At 65.4% G+C, this 19,419-nt stretch carries 16 protein-coding genes and 1 pseudogene; 8 read left to right on the top strand and 9 right to left on the bottom strand.

What is annotated here, in order from left to right:
* Positions 1-60 precede the first annotated feature (60 nt).
* Together glgB and CCUG20998_RS20150 are read right to left on the bottom strand one after the other, a co-directional pair.
* Positions 61-2,256: a 1,4-alpha-glucan branching protein GlgB gene (gene glgB, locus CCUG20998_RS20155; protein WP_020730053.1), complete on the bottom strand. Its 2,196-nt coding sequence runs from the start codon at positions 2,254-2,256 to the stop codon at positions 61-63.
* A gap of 6 nt (positions 2,257-2,262) precedes the next feature.
* Complete coding sequence (locus CCUG20998_RS20150) at positions 2,263-4,350, bottom strand: alpha-1,4-glucan--maltose-1-phosphate maltosyltransferase (RefSeq protein ID WP_020730054.1); 2,088 nt, start codon at positions 4,348-4,350, stop codon at positions 2,263-2,265.
* Positions 4,351-4,539: 189 nt separating this feature from the next.
* On the opposite strand from CCUG20998_RS20150, the gene CCUG20998_RS20145 reads away from it, so the two are divergent.
* A complete protein-coding gene (locus tag CCUG20998_RS20145; RefSeq protein WP_036456530.1) occupies positions 4,540-7,131 on the top strand; it encodes a glycosyltransferase family 1 protein in 2,592 nt (863 codons plus the stop codon).
* Here CCUG20998_RS20145 and CCUG20998_RS20140 read toward each other — a convergent pair.
* Both CCUG20998_RS20140 and CCUG20998_RS20135 read right to left on the bottom strand, forming a co-directional pair.
* Entirely contained in the window at positions 7,128-9,149 is a 2,022-nt protein-coding gene (locus tag CCUG20998_RS20140) for an ATP-dependent DNA helicase (RefSeq protein WP_020730056.1), read from the bottom strand. The two genes, CCUG20998_RS20145 and CCUG20998_RS20140, sit on opposite strands and share 4 nt — an antisense overlap.
* A 35-nt stretch (positions 9,150-9,184) precedes the next feature.
* Positions 9,185-10,455, bottom strand: a pseudogene (locus CCUG20998_RS20135) (nicotinate phosphoribosyltransferase).
* A 110-nt stretch (positions 10,456-10,565) separates the two neighbouring features.
* On the opposite strand from CCUG20998_RS20135, the gene clpS reads away from it, so the two are divergent.
* Genes clpS through CCUG20998_RS20110 form a run of 5 tightly spaced genes read left to right on the top strand, consistent with a single transcriptional unit; the run spans position 10,566 to position 13,277 of the window.
* Entirely contained in the window at positions 10,566-10,871 is a 306-nt protein-coding gene (gene clpS, locus CCUG20998_RS20130) for an ATP-dependent Clp protease adapter ClpS (protein WP_012395653.1), read from the top strand.
* 24 nt (positions 10,872-10,895) lie between these two features.
* Positions 10,896-11,483 carry an oxidative stress transcriptional regulator AosR gene (aosR, locus tag CCUG20998_RS20125; RefSeq protein WP_036456212.1) on the top strand — a complete coding sequence of 196 codons (588 nt, stop codon included), beginning with the start codon at positions 10,896-10,898 and terminating at the stop codon, positions 11,481-11,483.
* Positions 11,480-12,568, top strand: a complete 1,089-nt coding sequence (locus CCUG20998_RS20120) for a P1 family peptidase (RefSeq protein WP_020730059.1) — start codon at positions 11,480-11,482, stop codon at positions 12,566-12,568. The genes aosR and CCUG20998_RS20120 overlap by 4 nt, the downstream gene beginning before the upstream one ends.
* The gene (locus CCUG20998_RS20115) at positions 12,522-12,983 is read left to right on the top strand and encodes a M67 family metallopeptidase (RefSeq protein WP_099052658.1); all 462 of its coding nucleotides are present in this window, start codon (positions 12,522-12,524) and stop codon (positions 12,981-12,983) included. Before CCUG20998_RS20120 ends, CCUG20998_RS20115 begins: the two co-directional genes overlap by 47 nt.
* Positions 12,984-13,004: 21 nt before the next feature.
* Positions 13,005-13,277 (top strand): MoaD/ThiS family protein, encoded by a 273-nt coding sequence (locus CCUG20998_RS20110; protein ID WP_012395650.1) that lies wholly within the window; start codon positions 13,005-13,007, stop codon positions 13,275-13,277.
* A gap of 193 nt (positions 13,278-13,470) precedes the next feature.
* Here the strand turns inward: CCUG20998_RS20110 and CCUG20998_RS20105 are convergent, their stop codons facing one another.
* From CCUG20998_RS20105 to CCUG20998_RS29355, 3 genes are read right to left on the bottom strand one after another with little or no spacing between them, the layout of a single operon-like run.
* Positions 13,471-13,890 (bottom strand): hypothetical protein, encoded by a 420-nt coding sequence (locus CCUG20998_RS20105; protein WP_012395649.1) that lies wholly within the window; start codon positions 13,888-13,890, stop codon positions 13,471-13,473.
* A gap of 4 nt (positions 13,891-13,894) precedes the next feature.
* Positions 13,895-14,905, bottom strand: coding sequence for a hypothetical protein (locus CCUG20998_RS20100; protein ID WP_020730062.1), 1,011 nt, complete (start codon positions 14,903-14,905; stop codon positions 13,895-13,897).
* Positions 14,906-15,067 carry a hypothetical protein gene (locus tag CCUG20998_RS29355; protein ID WP_020730063.1) on the bottom strand — a complete coding sequence of 54 codons (162 nt, stop codon included), beginning with the start codon at positions 15,065-15,067 and terminating at the stop codon, positions 14,906-14,908.
* A gap of 618 nt (positions 15,068-15,685) precedes the next feature.
* On the opposite strand from CCUG20998_RS29355, the gene CCUG20998_RS20090 reads away from it, so the two are divergent.
* Both CCUG20998_RS20090 and murI read left to right on the top strand, forming a co-directional pair.
* Positions 15,686-16,396: a rhomboid family intramembrane serine protease gene (locus tag CCUG20998_RS20090; RefSeq protein WP_085979921.1), complete on the top strand. Its 711-nt coding sequence runs from the start codon at positions 15,686-15,688 to the stop codon at positions 16,394-16,396.
* Positions 16,393-17,208, top strand: coding sequence for a glutamate racemase (gene murI, locus CCUG20998_RS20085; RefSeq protein ID WP_011741600.1), 816 nt, complete (start codon positions 16,393-16,395; stop codon positions 17,206-17,208). Before CCUG20998_RS20090 ends, murI begins: the two co-directional genes overlap by 4 nt.
* A gap of 42 nt (positions 17,209-17,250) precedes the next feature.
* On the opposite strand, the gene CCUG20998_RS20080 is transcribed toward murI, so the two are convergent.
* The gene (locus tag CCUG20998_RS20080; RefSeq protein WP_020730065.1) at positions 17,251-17,994 is read right to left on the bottom strand and encodes a hypothetical protein; all 744 of its coding nucleotides are present in this window, start codon (positions 17,992-17,994) and stop codon (positions 17,251-17,253) included.
* A complete protein-coding gene (locus CCUG20998_RS20075; protein WP_020730066.1) occupies positions 17,961-19,418 on the bottom strand; it encodes an MCE family protein in 1,458 nt (485 codons plus the stop codon). The genes CCUG20998_RS20080 and CCUG20998_RS20075 overlap by 34 nt, the downstream gene beginning before the upstream one ends.
* Position 19,419: the final 1 nt, after the last annotated feature.

Raw genomic sequence — 19,419 nt, 5'->3', positions numbered from 1 at the left:
CAGCATCAACCGCCCCCGCTGATGCCGGGTGGGTCGCGGTGGCGCCGGCGTCGATCGCGGCTAGGCGGGTTCCAGCCACAGCGCCGACGAGGGCGGCAGCACCAGCACCGCGGATGCCGGACGGCCGTGCCATGGCTCCGCGGTGGCATCAACGCCGCCGAAATTACCGACTCCAGAGCCGTTGTAGATCGTTGCGTCGGTATTGAGCACCTCACGCCAACGACCGGCGATCGGCAGGCCGAGGCGATAGTCGCTGTGTTCTGAACCCGCGAAGTTGAATATGCAGGCCATCACCGAGCCGTCGCTGCCATGCCGCAGGAAGCTCAAGACATTGTTCGCCGAGTCGTTGGCGTCGATCCAGGAATAGCCCTCGGGGGTGGTGTCCTGACTCCACAATGCGCAATGGTCGCAGTAGATCTCGTTGATGTCGCGGACCAGGCGCAAGACGCCATTCGAGAAGCCGTTCTCGTCGAGTTGGAACCAGTCCAGGCCGCGCTGTTCGGACCACTCGGCGCGCTGACCGAACTCCTGTCCCATGAACAGCAGTTGCTTGCCGGGGTGGGCCCATTGGTAGGCGAGCAGGCTCCGCAAGCCGGCGGCCTTGGTGTGATTGCTACCCGGCATCCGGCCCCATAACGTGCCTTTGCCGTGGACCACCTCATCGTGACTCAGCGGCAGCACGTAGTTCTCGCTGAACGCGTACAGCATCGAGAACGTCATCTCGTGATGGTGGTAGCTGCGATAGATGGGATCGCGGCTGACGTAGTCGAGCGTGTCGTGCATCCAGCCCATGTTCCATTTCATCGAGAAGCCCAGGCCGCCAATGCTGGTTGGTCGAGTCACCCCGGGCCACGAGGTGGACTCCTCGGCAATGGTGACGATGCCCGGCGCTGCCTTGTGCGCTGTGGCATTCATTTCCTGCAGGAACTGCACCGCCTCCAGGTTCTCTCGCCCGCCGTAGATGTTCGGTGTCCAGCCGTCCTGCGGGCGGGAGTAGTCCAGATACAGCATCGACGCCACCGCGTCCACTCGCAGGCCATCGATGTGGAACTGCTCGATCCAGTACAACGCGTTGGCCACCAGGAAGTTGCGCACCTCAGGCCGGCCGAAGTCGAAAACGTAAGTTCCCCAGTCTAGTTGCTCACCCCTTTTGGGGTCCGAGTGTTCGTAGAGCGGTGTCCCGTCGAACCGCCCTAGGGCCCATGCATCCTTGGGGAAGTGCGCGGGCACCCAGTCCACGATGACCCCGATGCCCGCTTGGTGCAGTGCATCGACCAGGGCCCGGAAGTCGTCGGGGGTGCCGAACCGGGATGTCGGCGCGTAGTAGGACGTGACCTGGTATCCCCACGACCCGGCGAACGGATGTTCTGCAACGGGGAGTAGCTCTACGTGAGTGAACTTATGTGCCACAACGTAATCCGTCAGCTCCGTGGCGAGCTGGCGATAGCTGAGGCCGGGTCGCCACGAACCTAGGTGGACCTCGTAGGTGCTCATCGGCTCGAATACCGGATTGCGTTGTGCACGCTCGTTCATCCAGACGCCGTCACCCCAGCTGTAGTCGCTTACGGTTACCCGCGATGCCGTCTGGGGCGGTACTTCGGTGCCGAAGGCGAACGGGTCGGCCCGCTCCGAGACCACACCGTCGGCTCCGTGTACCCGGAACTTGTAGAGCCCGTCGGCGGGGAAGTCGGGCCAGAATAATTCCCACACCCCCGAGGAACCCAACACCCGCATGGGAGCTTCACTGCCGCTCCATCCGTTGAAGTCGCCGATCAGGCTGACACCCTCGGCGTTGGGAGCCCACACCGCGAAGGACACCCCGTGGACCACGCCGTCGGCCGTGGTGAACAAGCGGGGGTGGGCGCCGAGCGCCTCCCAGAGTCGCTCATGGCGGCCCTCGGCGAACAGGTGCAGGTCCACCTCGCCCAGGGTGGGCAGGAAGCGGTACGCGTCGGCAACCGTGAACGGCTCCGAGTTCTCATAGCTGACTTGCAGTCGGTAGTCGATGAGGTCGACAAAGGGCAGCGCGACTGCGAACAAGCCAGACTCGATGTGCTGCATCGGAAACCGGTGGTCACCGACTATGGCGATCACTTCTGCCGCGTGCGGCCGAAACGCACGGATGACTGTGTGGTCGCCGTACTCGTGGGCGCCCAGGACGCCATGCGGATTGTGGTGTGAACCGGCGACTAGGCGCGCCAAGTCGTTGGGTTCGGGCGCCAGGTGCGTCCCGGCGAGTTGGTCGGTTCTGCTCACTGCCCCTCACCTCCTGCGTAGCAATGTGATTCGAGATTGTTCCGGTATAAGTGGCATGTTGATGATGTGGGCAACCGCTCGGCCCGGATCGATGCGAATGTAATTCGTTTGCCCCCACTGATATTCCTCGCCGGTTACTTCGTCACGTACCCAGAACCGGTCGTAGGGCTCCATGCCCAATGCGTGCATGTCCAACGACAGTGTGGCCACCTCGGGCGTGAAGGCATTCAGCGTCACGACCACCAGAACGCAGTCGCCGGTGGCCGGGTCGAACTTGCTGTAGGCCAGCAACGCGTCATTGTCGACATGGTGGAAGTAGATCGTGCGCAACTGCTGCAGTGCCGGATGCAGTCGCCGAATCGCGTTGAGCTGTGTGATGAACGGTTCCAGCGATCTGCCCTCGGCGAGAGCACCCGCGAAGTCACGAGGACGCAGTTCATACTTCTCCGAGTCCAGGTACTCCTCGCTGCCCTCGCGCACGGCGCGGTGCTCGAACAACTCATAGCCCGAGTACACGCCCCAAGCGGGACCCATGGTGGCGGCCAGCACCGCGCGGATGGCGAACATGCCTGGGCCATGGTGCTGCAGCACGGCGTGCAGGATGTCGGGGGTGTTGACGAAGAGGTTGGGCCGTCGGAAGTCGGCGAGCTTGGCTATGTCGTTGCCGAATTCGGTGAGCTCCCACTTGGCGGTCCGCCAGGTGAAATAGCTGTAGGACTGGGTGAAGCCGAGCTTGGCCAGTCCGTACTGACGGGCCGGCGGCGTGAACGCCTCGGACAGGAACAGGACGTCGGGGTCGACGGCCTTGATCTGGCCGATCAGCCAAGCCCAGAAATTGGGCGGCTTGGTGTGCGGGTTGTCAACTCGAAAGAACTTGACCCCATGGTCGATCCAATATTGCACCACCCGCAAGACTTCGGCGTAGAGCCCGGCAGGGTCGTTGTCGAAGTTGAGCGGATAGATGTCCTGGTACTTCTTCGGCGGATTCTCCGCGTAGGCGATGGTGCCGTCCGGCAACTCCGTGAACCAGTTGCGGTGTTCACGCGCCCATGGGTGATCCGGAGCGCACTGCAGCGCGAGATCCAGGGCGACCTCCATGCCCAGATCGCGCGCCGTTGCCACGAACTCATCAAAGTCGTCGATGGTGCCCAGGTCCGGATGGACCGCGTCGTGACCACCCTCGTCGCTGCCGATCGCCCACGGAGATCCGACATCCCCGGGTACGGCGGTGGGGTTGTTGTTGGGGCCCTTGCGGTGCACCTTGCCGATCGGGTGAATCGGCGGAAGGTAGACCACGTCGAATCCCATGCCCGCGATGCGGGGGAGTTGTGCCGTCGCGGTGGCGAAGGTCCCGTGCACCGGCTTGCCCTCGTCGTCCCAACCACCGGTCGAGCGGGGGAACATCTCATACCAGGCCCCGAAGCGCGCCACGGGCCGATCGACCCAGACTCCGAGCTGCTCGCCGCGGGTGACCAGATCCCGCAGCGGATACAGCTCGAGCACTTCGTCGATCTCGGGCGTCAGCGCCAGGGCCGAGCGAGTCACCGGATCGCCCGGGGCCCGCAATGCTGCCGCGGCCTCCATCAGCGGCCAGCGTTGTGCGCGCGGCACCCCGGTCGCGGCGCGCTCCAGCAGCGCCGCGCCGGCCAGCAGGTCGTTGGACAGCTCGCTCTCGCCCTGCCCGGCGTCGAGTTTGGCCACCAGCCCGTGCCGCCAGCTGTGAATCGGGTCACCCCAGCCGTCGACGCGAAACGTCCACAGCCCGACGCTGTCGGGGGTGAACTGACCGTGGAAGACGAAGGGCTCTTCGCCCATGGTCATCGGAAACAGCAACGGCTTGACCCGCTGCTGTTCGGCTGGCCTGGTGCTCAGCTCCGCTTCCGCGGCCGCAGCCGCCTGGATCCTTCGTACATCCGCGACTTGCGGATAGCGCGCTCCCAAATAGCGCACCACCAGCGTCGCGGCCACCGCCTCGTGACCTTCCCGCCATACCGACGCGCTGACCGGAATCACCTCACCGATCACCGCTTTGGCGGGGTATGTGCCACATGAGACGACGGGCTGGACGTTATCGATCTCGACACGACCGGGCACCGATCACTCCGTTCCTGGATCACCACCCCGGACGATTACCAGCAGATGTCGCCGGGGTTTCTTCGTGTGTCGCTGTCTGCTCGTCTCCTAGCGCCCCATACCCACCCTAGTGTCAGACCACACCGGAGGGGCCCAAGCAGTCGATCTCTAGCCGTGCGCACCTAGAAATCCTCAGTAATGTTTATTCGCGTGAAAGCCCTTCGCCGCTTTACCGTCCGCACGCATCTGCCCGACCGTCTGGCCGCGCTCTACCAGCTTTCGAAGAACCTGCGGTGGTCGTGGGAAAAGCCAACGCAAGACCTGTTCGCGAGCATCGATCCGGCGCTGTGGACCAGCTGTGGCCACGACCCGGTGGCGGTGCTGGGCGCGGTCAAGCCCGCGCGGCTCGATGAACTGGCGCTCGACGAAGAGTTCCTGGGGCGACTCGACGCGCTTGCCGCCGATCTCAACGACTATCTCAACCGTCCGCTGTGGTACCAGCAGCAGGAGGCCGACGGCGTTGCGATGCCCACCGGCATCGCCTACTTCTCGATGGAATTCGGCGTCGCCGAGGTGTTGCCCAACTACTCCGGCGGACTGGGGATTCTGGCTGGTGACCACCTCAAGGCCGCCTCCGATCTGGGGTTGCCGCTGATCGCGGTCGGTCTGTATTACCGTTCCGGCTACTTTCGGCAGTCGCTGACCGCAGACGGCTGGCAGCAGGAAACCTATCCATCGCTGGACCCGCAAGGCCTGCCGTTGCGCCTGCTCACCAACGCCAACGGCGACCCAGTGCTGGTCGAGCTGACGTTGCCGGATTCGGCTCGGCTGCGGGCCCGGATCTGGGTGGCGCAGGTCGGTCGGGTTCCGCTGCTGCTGCTCGACTCCGATGTTCCAGAAAACGAACACGACCTACGCAGCGTCACCGACCGGCTCTACGGTGGCGATCAGGAACACCGCATCAAGCAGGAGATCCTGGCCGGCATCGGCGGGATTCGGGCCATTCGGGCATTCACCGCAATCCAGGGCCTGCCCGCCCCCGAGGTGTTCCACATGAACGAGGGGCACGCCGGATTCCTCGGCGCCGAGCGGATCCGTGAGCTGATCACCGACGCGGGACTGGACTTCGACACCGCGTTGACGGTGGTGCGCTCCAGCACGGTGTTCACCACGCACACGCCCGTACCCGCCGGTATCGACCGGTTCCCGGTGGAGATGGTGCATCGCTATTTCGCCGATGACGAGCCCACGTTGCTGCCCGGGGTGCCCACCGAGCGCATCCTTGCCCTGGGCGCAGAAGACGATCCCACCAAGTTCAACATGGCCCACATGGGCCTGCGCCTAGCGCAGCGCGCCAATGGCGTCTCGCTGTTGCACGGCAGGGTGAGCCGGGCCATGTTCAACGAGTTGTGGCCGGGATTCGATCATGACGACGTGCCGATCGGATCGATCACCAACGGTGTGCACGCGCGCACCTGGGCGGCCCCCCAGTGGCTGGAACTCGGTCGCGAACTGGCCGGCTCAGACTCGTTCAGCATGCCCGCCGTGTGGCTACGACTGAATCAGGTGGACCCCGGCCATCTGTGGTGGATCCGTTCCCAACTGCGATCGTTGCTGGTGCAGGAAGTGCGGGCGCGGCTGCGGCAGTCCTGGCTGGAGCGAGGTGCATCCGAGGCCGAACTGGGTTGGATACCAACGGCATTCGATCCTGATGTGTTGACCGTAGGTTTTGCCCGCCGAGTCCCGACGTATAAGCGTCTGACGTTGATGTTGCGTGATTCGGATCGGTTGGAAAAGCTCTTGCTGGATCCGCAACGGCCGATACAGCTGATTGTTGCCGGAAAATCGCATCCGGCCGATGACGGCGGCAAGGCGCTGATCCAGCAAGTGGTGCGTTTTGCCGACCGGCCCGAGGTGCGGCACCGCATCGCTTTCCTGCCCAACTACGACATGTCGATGGCCCGATTCCTGTACTGGGGTTGCGACATTTGGCTGAACAATCCGCTGCGACCGCTGGAAGCCTGTGGCACTTCAGGAATGAAGAGTGCGCTCAACGGTGGGCTGAATCTGTCCATTCGCGACGGCTGGTGGGACGAATGGTACGACGGCGAAAACGGTTGGGAAATACCGTCTGCGGATGGGGTGGCCGATCCGGAACGACGCGACGACCTGGAGGCCAGCGCACTCTACGACCTGCTGGAGCATTCGGTGGCGCCAAAGTTCTACGAGCGCGACGAACGGGGGGTGCCGCCGCGCTGGATCGAGATGGTGCGCCACACCTTGCAGACACTTGGCCCGAAGGTGCTGGCGTCGCGGATGGTGCGCGACTACACGGAGCGGTATTACGCACCAGCGGCACAATCGCGGCGCAAGACCATCGCCACCGCCGAGGACGGCACCGAGTACCAGGCGGCCCGCGAGTTGGCCGCCTACCGCCGACGTGTGGAAGCGGCCTGGCCCAGCATCGAGATCACCGACGTCGACAGCACGGGGCTGCCCGACACCCCATTGCTGGGATCGAAGCTGACTCTTACCGCGATCGTGCAACTGGCCGGGCTGGCGCCCGATGAAGTGACGGTGCAAGCGGTGCTGGGCAGAGTCGACGCCGGCGATGTTCTGGTTGACCCGGTCACCGTCGAGATGTCTTATGCCGGTCACGCCGACGCGGGCAATCAGGTCTTCTCAACGACGACCCCGCTGCCGATGGCGGGGGCGCTGGGATACACGGTGCGCGTGCTTCCGCGCCATCCGATGCTGGCCGCCAGCAACGAACTCGGGCTGGTCACCCTCGCTACCCGCTAGGTCTCGTCGAGTTCGGCCAATCGCTGCAGTGCCTGGCGAACCTGGGTGCCATTGGTGGTCTGCCAGAACGGGGGTAGCGAGTCGCGCAGATAGCTCCCATACCGGGCGGTCGCCATCCGCGAGTCCAGAACTGCGACCACGCCCCGGTCGGTGACGCGGCGTAACAGCCGTCCCGCCCCCTGCGCCAGCAGCAGCGCCGCGTGGTTGGCCGCCACGGCCATGAAACCATTGCCGCCCCGGGCCGCCACCGCCCGTTGCCGGGCACTGAGCAACGGGTCGTCCGGGCGCGGAAACGGGATGCGGTCGATCAGCACCAGGGACAACGATGGTCCGGGCACGTCGACGCCCTGCCACAGCGACAACGTGCCGAACAACGAGGTGGCGGCGTCGTCGGCGAACTGCTCGACTAGTGCGGAGGTGCTGTCGTCGCCCTGGCACAGCACCGGTGTCGAGAGCCGCTCCCGCATGGCTTCCGCTGCGGCGCGGGCCGCCCGCATCGAGGAGAACAGGCCCAGGGTGCGCCCACCGGCCGCGGTGATGAGCTCGGCGATTTCGGTCAGCTGCTCGGCCGCAGCCGCTCCCTCCCGGCCGGGCGGTGGGAGGTGGGCGGCCACATAGAGGATTCCCGACTTGGCGTGGTGGAACGGTGATCCGACGTCGAGGCCACGCCACGGCGTGCGTTGTTCGGCCGCTTCGCTTTTGGGGTCGGTCCCAGGTCCGGTCAGGCCCCAGGCCGTGGCCATGGCATCGAAGCTTCCGCCCACCGTCAGCGTTGCCGAGGTCAACACCGTCGTCGATCGGGAGAACACCGTGGCGGCCAGCAGCCCGGCCACCGACAACGGTGCTACCCGCAGTACGGCCCGCGGCGAACCCCGGTTTTCCTCGTGTTCGAGCCAGACCACATCGGTGCGGTCGGGGATGGGCGGCGTGAATGAGGTCAGGATTCGTGACGCGGTATCGGAGATGTCGGCCAACGCCGCGGCTGATTCGGCGCGCGCTGATGCGGCCGCGGCGTCGCTGGTGCCGGAGATCGCCGAGCGGGCCGCGCCGGCGGCATCGCGCAGCGCGGTCAGGTAGGTCGCCAACTCATCGTCGAGGTGGTCGATGCGGCCGGGCGTCCCGTCGTGGATGGCCGAGGCGAAGGTGGTCGATGCCGCATCCAACCGCTGGGTCAGCTCCGGACTCACCAGACGCGCGATGCGCCGCGTCGCCGCGCTGAGGGCGGCTGAGGTCAGTTCCGCGGTGGCCACCGAGGTCACCCGGTCGGTCAACTCGTGCGCCTCGTCGACGACCAGTAGTGAATGTTCCGGCAGCACTGTCGATTCCGCGACAGCATCGATGGCCAGCAACGCGTGGTTGGTGACGACGATGTCGGCGCCACCGGCGCGGCTGCGCGCACGTTCCGAGAAGCACTCGGATCCGTAGGGACAGCGGGCCACGCCGATGCATTCCCGCGCCGAGACGCTGACCTGGGACCAGGACCGTTCAGCGACCCCAGGCTTGAGGTCGTCGCGGTCACCGGTGTCGGTGGTGGACGCCCATTCGGTCAGTCGTGCCACGTCGCGGCCCAGTGCGGTGGCGGCCATCGGGTTGAAGAGTTCCTCTTGCGGCTGATCGTCGGCTTCCGGATCGCCGGTCGAGCCATCGCTGTGGATCTTGTTCAGACATAGATAGTTTCGTCGCCCCTTGAGCAGCGCGAACCGCGGTTGGCGGGGGAGTGCATCGGCGAGTGCGTCGGCCAGCCGGGGTAGGTCGCGATCGACGAGCTGGCGCTGCAGCGCAATTGTTGCGGTAGACACCACCACGGGTGCGTTGTCGTCGAGCGCGCGCACAATCGCCGGAATCAGGTACGCCAGCGATTTGCCGGTGCCGGTGCCGGCCTGAACAACCAAGTGCTCGCCGGACTGGAATGACCGCGCAACAGCGTCGGCCATCTCCACCTGGCCGGGACGTTCGCTGCCACCCACTGCGGCCACGGCAATCGCCAGCAGCTCGGGAACGGACGCAGACTCGGGCACGGGACGTGGTTGCTCCCTCGTGGTCAAGCCGGCTCTCAGGCCGAGATGGTCTGGGTCGGGATGGCGGGTTCGCCGGGTGCCAATTTCAGTCCCTCCCAAGGCAAGCTGCGTAGCCCAGACGCCACCAGCTTTCGGGCTGCGGCGAGAGTATCTGGATCGGTGGTGACCATCGGCTTTCCGTTGCGAACCAGCGGTGTCGTCAACACCCGGTGTAGCCCAGTGTTGGCCGGCGGTCGACCGGCCGGGTGCACGATCTCCTCGGTGACGGTTCCCGTCGGTCGCGCCAGCCGCAGCGCCTCCTTGCGGCCACCGCGGGATTCCTTCTGGCTGCTGCGCTTCTGCACCGGAATGCCTTCGACCTCAACAAGTTTGTAAACCATGCTCGCCGTTGGTGCGCCCGAGCCGGTGACCAGCGAGGTGCCGACGCCGTAGCGATCGACCGGCTCCGCGCGCAGCGCGGCGATGGAAAACTCGTCCAGATCGCCCGAGACCATGATTTGGGTTTCGGTGGCCCCCAGGGCGTCGAGTTGCTGGCGCGCCTGCCGGGCGAGTACACCCAGCTCGCCGGAGTCGATGCGGACCGCGCCCAGAGCCGTACCCGCGGCGGCCACGGCGTTGGCCACCCCGGTCGTCACGTCATAGGTATCGACGAGCAGCGTGGTGTCCGGCCCGAGCGCGTCGATCTGGGCCCGGAACGCGGCCAGCTCGGCCAAGGCCGGTGTGCGGTCCTGGTTGATATGCACCATGGTGAACGCGTGCGCGGCGGTGCCCTCGGCGGGGACGCCGTAGAGTTGCCGGGCTTCCAGATTGGAGGAGCCGGTGCACCCGGCAATGTATGCGGCTCGGGCGGCAGCGACCGCGGCGCACTCATGGGTGCGCCGCGAACCCATTTCGATCAAGGGGCGATCGCCGGCGGCACTGACCATCCGGGCCGCGGCCGAGGCGATCGCTGAGTCGTGATTCAAGATCGACAGCACCAGAGTCTCCAGCAGCACGCATTCGGCGAAGCTGCCGTGTACCGAGAGCACGGGGGACCCGGGGAAGTAAAGCTCGCCTTCGGCATAGCCGTCGATGTCGCCGCTGAACCGGAAGTCGCGCAGGTAAGCCACGGTGTCTGGATCCAGGAATTGGGCCAGCAACTCGCATGCTTGGTCGTCGAAGCCGAACCGGGGCAAGAGTTCCAGGAGGCGGCCGGTCCCGGCCACCACCCATATCTGCGGCCGGCGGGCAGCCGACGGGCGAAGACCTCCCATGACGTCCGGCGCTCGGCGGTGCCGTCGCGCAGCGCGGCCGCCAGCATGGTCATCTCGTACTTGTCGGTCAGCAGCCCAGCCAGGACCGAGTGGTTCACACCGCCACCGTATCGGTTCGGTTGGGGAGTCGGTATCCACGGGAGGGGCTCGCTATCCTAGGGCTATGGTTGTAGCCTCAGCTCCTGCTAAGCCCGGCTCGGTCGGGCAGCAGGAGTCCGCGTCGAGAGACGCCACGGCTAGCCCGTGGGTGACAATCGTGTGGGACGATCCGGTCAACCTGATGACATATGTGACCTATGTGTTCCAAAAGTTGTTCGGTTACAGCGAACCGCATGCCACCAAATTGATGTTGCAGGTACACAACGAAGGTAGGGCTGTGGTGTCAGCGGGTAGCCGAGAGGCCATGGAAGTCGACGTGTCCAAACTGCACGCCGCCGGTTTGTGGGCGACGATGCAGCAGGACCGGTGAGATTCGAGGGTATCCGGATCCACTGTGCGCAAATGGAAGCGCGTTGAAACCCGCAACGGTCCTCGGTTTCGGTCGTCCTTAGCTCCGCACGAAGCGACCCTGCTCAAAAACTTGGTCGGCGCGATGATCGGCTTGTTGGATGAGCGTGAATCCACCGCGCCGTCGGATGAACTCGAGGAGATCACCGGCATCCGGACCGGCCATGCGCAGCGCCCGGGCGATCCGACGCTGCGCCGGCTGCTGCCGGATTTCTACAAACCCGGCGAGACCGACCCAATGACCCTCGACAGCTCCGAGACACTCAATGCCGCGTTGCGCAGCTTGCATGAGCCCGACATCATCGACGCCAAACGCGCTACCGCGCAGCAGCTGTTGGACACGGTTCCGGAGAAGGGGGGCCGCTTCGAGCTGACGGAAGACGGCGCCAATGCCTGGGTCGCCGCGGTCAACGACCTGCGCTTGACGCTGGGAGTCCTGCTTGAAGTTGGCCCCCGCGGACCCGAGCGCTTGCCCGCCGACCATCCGCTGGTCGCCCACTACGACGTCTATCAGTGGCTGACCGTTTTGCAGGAATATCTGGTGCTGGTCCTGATGGGGAAGTCGGCTGGATGAGCTCCATCACCGACATCGGGGGCATCCGCGTCGGGCATTACCAAAGGCTGGATCCGGACGCGTCCCTCGGCGCCGGTTGGGCATCGGGTGTCACGGTGGTGCTGGCGCCGCCCGGCACTGTCGGTGCGGTCGACTGTCGCGGTGGCGCGCCCGGAACCCGTGAGACCGATCTACTGGACCCGGTCAACAGCGTGCGCTTCGTGGACGCGGTGCTATTGGCAGGTGGCAGCGCCTACGGTCTGGCGGCCGCTGACGGTGTCATGCGCTGGCTGGAGGAACATCAGCGCGGTGTGGCGATGGGCACCGGTGTGGTGCCGATCGTTCCGGGCGCAGTAATTTTCGATCTGCCCGTCGGCGGGTGGGGGCAGCGTCCCACCGCCGAATTCGGCTACTTGGCCTGTGCCGCTGCGGTCAGCGATCAGGACCCGGGCGCCACTGCGTCGCTGGCGGTCGGGACAGTTGGCGCGGGCGTGGGGGCGCGCGCCGGCGTCCTCAAAGGTGGCGTGGGGACCGCGTCGGTCAAGCTGCCCTCCGGTGTGACAGTCGGTGCCGTGGTGGTGGTGAACTCCGTCGGCAATGTCGTGGATCCGGCCACCGGCCTGCCGTGGATGGCGGAACTTTCCGGCGAGTTCGGTCTCACCCGGCCACCGGCCGATCAGCTCGATGAGCTCGCCCGGCTGCCTTCTCCGCTGGATCCGCAAAACGCGCCCCAAGATCGGCCGCTGAACACCACCATTGCGGTGGTCGCCACGGATGCCGCGCTGAGTCCGGCGGGTTGCCAGCGGGTGGCGATCGCCGCCCAGGACGGGTTGGCCCGCACGATTCGTCCCGCGCACACACCGTTGGACGGGGACACCGTTTTCGCGCTGGCCACCGGTGCGGTGCAGGTACCCCATGATCCCGCCATTCCCGCCGCGTTGTCTCCCGAGACCGGGCTTCTCACCGCGGTGGGGGCCGCCGCGGCTGATTGCCTGGCCCAGGCGGTGCTGGTCGGTGTGATTGCCGCGGAGTCCGTTGCCGGAATACCGAGCTACCGCGATGTGTTGCCCGGAGCGTTGCAAACATCGGGAACAGAAAGCCGCTGAGGTGTTGGTGGTCCGTGCCGACCTGGTCGATGCGATCCTCGCCCATGCGCGCCGCGATCATCCCGACGAGGCGTGCGGAGTGCTGGCCGGGCCGCAGGGATCCGACCGTCCCCACCGGCACATTCCGATGACCAACGCCGAGCGCTCGCCGACCTTCTACCGTTTCGACTCGGGCGAACAGCTTGCGGTGTGGCAAGAGATGGAAGGCGCCGGCGAGGTGCCGGTTGTGATCTACCACTCGCATACGGCCACCGACGCCTACCCGAGCCGCACTGATATCGATCTGGCCGCCGAGCCGGAGGCGCATTATGTTCTGGTCTGCACGCGCGATCCCGACCGCGATGAATTGCGCAGCTATCGGATCATCGCTGGTGCTGTGACCGAAGAACCCGTCAATGTCGTCGAGCGGTACTGAACTGTCCCTGGAGAGGCCGTCATGAGCGTCACCGTGTCCATCCCGACCATCCTGCGACCGCAGACCGGTGGCCAAAAGCGCGTCACGGCCAGCGGTGACACCCTGGGGGCGGTCATCGACGACCTCGAAGCGAACTACTCGGGTATCGCTGAGCGGCTGATCGACAACGGCAAGTTGCACCGGTTCGTGAACATCTACGTCAATGACGAGGACGTGCGGTTCTCCGGCGGCTTGGACACCGCGATCGCCGACGGTGACACGGTCACCATCCTGCCGGCCGTGGCGGGCGGATGAGTCGCAGACCACGGTGCGATACGACTCGTTGCTGTGTGCCCTGGGCAACACGCCGCTGGTTGGTCTGCCGCGATTGTCGTAGCTGTGGGACGGCCAGCCGGACCACCACAGGTGCGGTTAGGGGCCTAGCACCAAGATCGCACCGTGGGATGCCCGGACGCGCTACCGGCGGCGCCAGTTGTCTATGACGGAATCAACCGTCGCGGGGATCGGGCGCCGCTGTCGTCCGATGAAGTTCTTGCCGTGCGTAGATGAGGCTGGCAGTGGCGATACCAAAAAAGAATAGTGTGACAAGCACCGTTTGAGGTGTCGCGGGCTCACTTACTAGGGCCGCGATCCCCACACAGCCGAGCCCAATGAACACAACGGTGCACACACCCATGAACAGCGCGACCTGCTTAGAACTTAGACCGAGGCTTGGCGGGATAGCGCCGTAGCGAATTCGGATGAATATCAGTATCAACATTGCGGCCGCGATGAGTCCGCCCGGCAACAGCAGCGCCGCGAGATCAGGGGTATCGAAGGCATTGGCGAACATCCCTGCCCCGACCGCGACTAACGCCAAAGCCAGCAGGCGTGCAACCCGTGCTCGAACCGGCGGTTTTGTGGGCATATGACTACTTGCCTCCGTACTCGAACAGGTACTTGCCGCCATCACCGATCGCGCCGGCCGCACACCCACCCGCGATGTCGAGGGGCTCCAGAGGGCCGGTGATAAGCCCCCCGACTCCGGCGGCGATGCCACCTGCACCGCACCCCTCAAATGTTTTTGACAGCAGTGTGCGCAACGAGAACTTTTCGGCCTGGCTGAGCTTGTCGTTTACTTCTGCATCGACTAGGGCTTTGATCTGATCTTGGGTGAGTGGTCCCGCCGGTCGGGCCGGACTGTTGGTAATCCGGCGCAGGGCGTCGTTGAGCGGATCATCGGGCTCAAGCGGCGGCGTGCTGCTGGGCAGCAGCATTCGGTTGAAGGGCCCTTTGCCCGGGGGCGGTGTTTCATCAGCGGTGTCCCACGGCGCGAACGGCGGCGGGGCGCCGCTGTCTTGTTTGAAGTCGACTGGCTGGATTCCGATGCGATTGGCCGGAGCGTGCGCAACAGGATTGAAGATCGGATTCTCGGCGAAGCCGATGCCACTGAGACCAGCCCTAGTGGCGGAAAGTTGGCCTGCAACCTTGACCTCTGCCGCGTCGAGCTGTTCTGCGCGCAAGCGGATATCCCCGGCGAAAGCTTGTGCCTGAGCATGTCGAGCGACCTGCTCTGCGGCCGTCCCACTCGAACGTGTGTCGGTGACTGACAAGTCTTCTCCGACAGTGAATCCTACGTTCTGGGCGTCCTCGATGGCATAGAGTACTCGTCGTTGAGCTGCACTGATGCCGCTGGCGCCATCGCGTGCGATCCCGGCTGCCTGACGCAGCACGTCGGCTTTCGCGCTGACAAGCGGCAGGTCGGCACTAGTACGTTCCCGTAGCGCGGCACCCCCGGCGCCGTCCCAGTCAAGGGCATAAGACTGGTTTCGTATTTGGAAGAATGTGTCTTCCCATTGGTCGGCGGTTTTGGTCCAGTAGCCGGCTGAATCGATGAGGTGTTCGGTGCTCCATGCCCGGATTTGCGACAGGGTGGCCGGCATCTACACCACCTTCAGCTGGGCCACGGCGGCCATCTCGTCTGCGGCGCTGGCCTCTTGGTTGGCATAGCGTGCGGCCGCTGCGGCAACCGCAGCAGCCGTAGCCTGAGTTCGGGTTGCTAAAGCCGTCGCGGTAGCTCCGATCGCTGAGTCGATCCCACTCACCGCCGCCGTCGTGGCTTGGAATGGATGGCCTGGTGCCGGCGGCGCTGCTCCGCGGGTGAGTTGAGCGCCAAGACCTCGCCGTTGACTGGCCGTAACCCCCAGCTGATCAGTACGACCTGTAGTTCTATCCGTTCCCACTCGCGGGAGTTTAAAACGAGGCCACCTGGAGGGGCTATTCAGGCCGATCCGCTGATCCCGCGACTGCGACCGCCGAGGAAGCGATGCACCTATGAGGCTGACACAGGAAACGACTGCTCCCGAAGCGTCGAGTTCAGCGAACCCCTCGTGGTCTGTCTCAACCTCGGGGTCCACGGCCCTGCGCCTTATCGTCGGGCGGCGGTACCAGCCTGCGATGCTTGTTCCGTCTTACCTGCCGCTATACATCCGGAGGATGGAGCCGGGTCAGCTGCGGGTCGGTGTCCTCAGCTCAATGCCGCGAGGATTCGTGCCGGAACTGTACAACCCGATGTACTGACCGCGCGTTACTCGGTCGGTGCCGAGGCCGCGGTAACCGCGGTCACCGACGGCGAGCGCGCTGACATTGCCTTCGTGGTCTCCGACGGTGGGTGGGAGTATCTGTCCACCTGGGTCTATGCAGGTAGCCTGGATGAGGCCGGAATGCTCTGCAAGGGCACAAAGCGACGAGGAGGAGCGGCGCGTATGGCTAGACATCCGCGCACGCCAGCGACGCAGCCCGAGGAGCGGCCGCGCTGGGTGACCGGCGGAGCGACAATTCTGACTTTTGTCGCACTGCTGTATCTCGTTGAATTGATCGACCAGCTGACTCGGCATTCCCTGGACCTCAACGGCATCAGACCGCTGCAAACCGATGGCCTCTGGGGGATCATCTTCGCGCCGCTGCTGCACGCCAACTGGGCGCACCTGATGGCCAACACGGTTCCGCTGCTGGTGCTGGGTTTTCTGATGACGCTGGCCGGGTTGGCCCGGTTCGTCTGGGCCACCGCGATCGTGTGGATCCTCGGCGGGTTTGGCACTTGGCTGATCGGCAACGTCGGCAGCAGCTGCGGGCCCACCGATCACATCGGTGCCTCGGGTCTGATCTTCGGCTGGCTGGCTTTTCTGTTGGTCTTCGGATTGTTCGTCCGCAAGGTGTGGGACATCATCATCGGTCTGGCGGTGTTGTTCTTCTACGGCGGCATCCTGCTCGGCGCGTTGCCGCGGCTGGGAGTGTGCGGTGGCGTCTCCTGGCAGGGCCATCTGTGCGGTGCGCTCGCCGGCGTCGTGGCGGCGTATTTCTTGTCCGCTCCGGAACGCAAGGCTCGGGAGCTGAAAAAGGCCGGTGAACGGCCGTCAAGCCCGAAAACATGAGCTCGCCGCTGGCGCCCGTCGGAATCTTTGATTCCGGCGTCGGCGGACTGACGGTCGCACGGGCCATCATCGACCAACTGCCCGACGAAGACATCGTCTACGTGGGCGATACCGGCAACGGCCCGTACGGTCCGCTGACCATCCCCGAGGTTCGCGCACATGCGCTGGCCATCGGTGACGACCTGGTCGGCCGGGGCGTCAAGGCGCTGGTGATTGCCTGTAACACGGCATCGGCAGCGTGTCTGCGCGATGCCCGGGAGCGATACGACGTGCCCGTCGTCGAAGTGATCCTGCCGGCGGTACGCCGCGCAGTGGCCACCACCCGCAACGGTCGCATCGGGGTGATCGGCACCCGCGCGACCATCACCTCGCACGCCTACCAGGATGCGTTTGCCGCCGCGCGCGACACCGAGATCACGGCGGTGGCTTGCCCACGGTTCGTCGATTTCGTCGAGCGGGGCGTGACGAGCGGTCGTCAGGTGCTGGGATTGGCGGAGGGCTATCTGGAGCCGCTACAGCGCTCCGGGGTCGACACCCTGGTACTCGGCTGCACGCACTATCCGTTGCTGTCCGGGTTGATACAACTGGTGATGGGGGACAACGTCACGCTGGTCTCCAGCGCCGAGGAGACCGCCAAGGAGGTCCTGCGGGTGCTGACCGAGCGGGACATACTGCGCCCGCACGATGCGCCGCCGGCCACTCGATTGTTCGAAGCCACCGGCGATCCGGAGGCGTTCATGGCGTTGGCGGCGCGCTTCCTCGGGCCAGCGCTAACCGGGGTGCAGCCGGTTCGCCCCTCGGGCATGCACTAGCTTCGCGGCATCACCCTGACGGAGCCGCACCCGTTGAGCGGGTTACGGCACGAACTCCACATTGGCCACCTTGGCCTCGTCGCCGACCTGCTGCACGGTGATGCGCATGCGCCACGCACGAGGCCGTTGTTCGGGCGCTCCGGCCGTCGTCGTCTTGACGCTCACCGCCACCAGGACCTGTGCCGCGTCGTCGGACTCCGACTCCAGTGCGGCGGCGGTGATCGTTCCCACGGATTTCGACTGGAAATGTTGAACGACCTGGATGAACGGCTTGGATCGGCGTTGGAAGTCGTCGTAGAAAGTGCCGGTGGCGGAGTTGAGGATGCGCTCGATATCGGCGTCGACATGCTCCCAGTCGATGGTGGTTAGGTTGATCGCGCCCTGTCTGGCGACCTGAACATAGAGCTTGCGCTGTTGGTCGGCCTGATGCGATTGGTAGGCGTGGAACCCGAACCAACTCGCCAACGCCGCCATGGCCACCACCGCGGCCAGCCCCACCACGATCGCCAGCCGCACCTTTGAGGGCGCTGGCTTGGGCGACTCCTGCTCGCCGTCGCTGGCTTGCGCGTCGTCTTCGCCCGCCTCGGGATCCGCGTCGGCGTCTTCCTGGGTCTCGTCCTGAGTCTCGTCCGCGGTCTCGTCTTGGTCTTCGTCGCGCGGCTGGGCCTCGGGCACGCCTGCTTGGCCGGATTCGCCTTCGGGCTCAACGACCTCGGCAGGCTCCGGTTGCTCCTCGAGAGTCGTGGAATCACTCACTTCTTCGGGGGCAGCAACATCGTCTGCCATGTTTGCTCCTCTGGGACGGTCTGGCCCAGATTAGCTTGCGTGTACAGGTGTCCGTCGGGGCCCATATAGGTGCCGGTTGCCGGGTCGTACTCGGCGGCGGCAATCGGGGCTGGCGGTGCCGGACCCGGCGGGGCGCTCTGTTCGAGCGGCGGCTCCGGGGGCAGTTGCGGAATCGGTTGCCCGGACAGCGTGGAGTTCGGATCCCCCTTCCAGTTGTAGCCGTCGTTGAGCGGCACGTAGACCTCGTTGCTCTCGCACAGCTTCGCCGTCGGCGCGCGCTTTCCTGGCACGGTCACGCAAGGCAGATTTCGTGCGCCGCGGACGTTGAAAGGCGCATCCTGGGGCACTCGGCAGTACAGGTCACCCGGCGCACGGTTCGGGTAGTCCTCGAAGGTGGGTACCCGCTGCTGCTGGGCCGGCAGGAAGCCGGTGGTGCACGGCGGCGGCAGGTTCAGGTTCAGGTTGAAGACCAGATAGTCGCCCTTGTAGTCCTGGATGGTGTTGCGCTTGGCAACGCCGACGGCCTGCGTTACGGCAGTTCCCTGAGGAAACAGCACCAGCAGTTGCTCGAGACTCGGGTGGTAGGCGACGGCCACCTCACCGACGCTGACCAGGTTGGCCAGCACGATCGGCAGTGTGGGGCGTAGTCGGTTGAACAGCGCGCGCACCTCATCGGCTGCCCCGGGACCCTGATCCAGCAACCCGGCCAACGACGAGTCCTGGCGCTGCAGCTGGTCGGTGATGCTGGCCAGATTCGACGCCCACGAGCGGATGGCGCCCGCGGTGTCGGTCTGGGTGTCCAACACCGGCTTGGACTGGTCGATCAACAGGGTCAGCTCGTCCAGGTTCGCGCGGGCGTCGATGGCCAGCTTGCTGCCCCCGGTGATCAACCGCCGAAGCTCGGGCCCCAGTCCGCCGACGGCGACGGCCGCCTCGTCGACAACCGTCTTCAGGTTCTCGCGGGGGATCGCCTGCAGGCCGCGGTTGGTTTCGTCCAGGATCGTGTTGATATCGGTTGGAACGCGGGTGCGGCTACTCGGGATCACGTCGCCGTCCTTCAACGACGGACCTTGGCCGCTACGCGGAAGCAGCTGAACGTACTGCTCGCCGACCGAGGAAACGCTGTGCACCTCGGCCTCCACATCGGCGGGAATCTTGACATCGGAGTTCAGCGACAGGACCGCGGCCACACCCGTGTTGGTCAAGTGGACGCTCTTGACGGTGCCGACCTCGACGCCGCGATAGGTGACGTTGCCGCGCGGGTAGAGGCCGCCTGCCTCGGGCAGCTCGACGGTCACGCGGTACTGCCCGATGCCGACCATGGCCGGCACTCGCATGTACCCGAAGACCATGATCAACAGCGCGGTGGTGGCCACGATGGCGAAGATCGCCATCTGGATGAATATCTGCCGAGTCAGACGCATG

Origin of the sequence: Mycobacterium marinum (assembly GCF_003391395.1) — a bacterium.
GTDB lineage: Bacteria > Actinomycetota > Actinomycetes > Mycobacteriales > Mycobacteriaceae > Mycobacterium > Mycobacterium marinum.
Note: the sequence above shows the minus strand (reverse complement) of the source record. Positions and strands in the feature narration are given on the sequence as shown.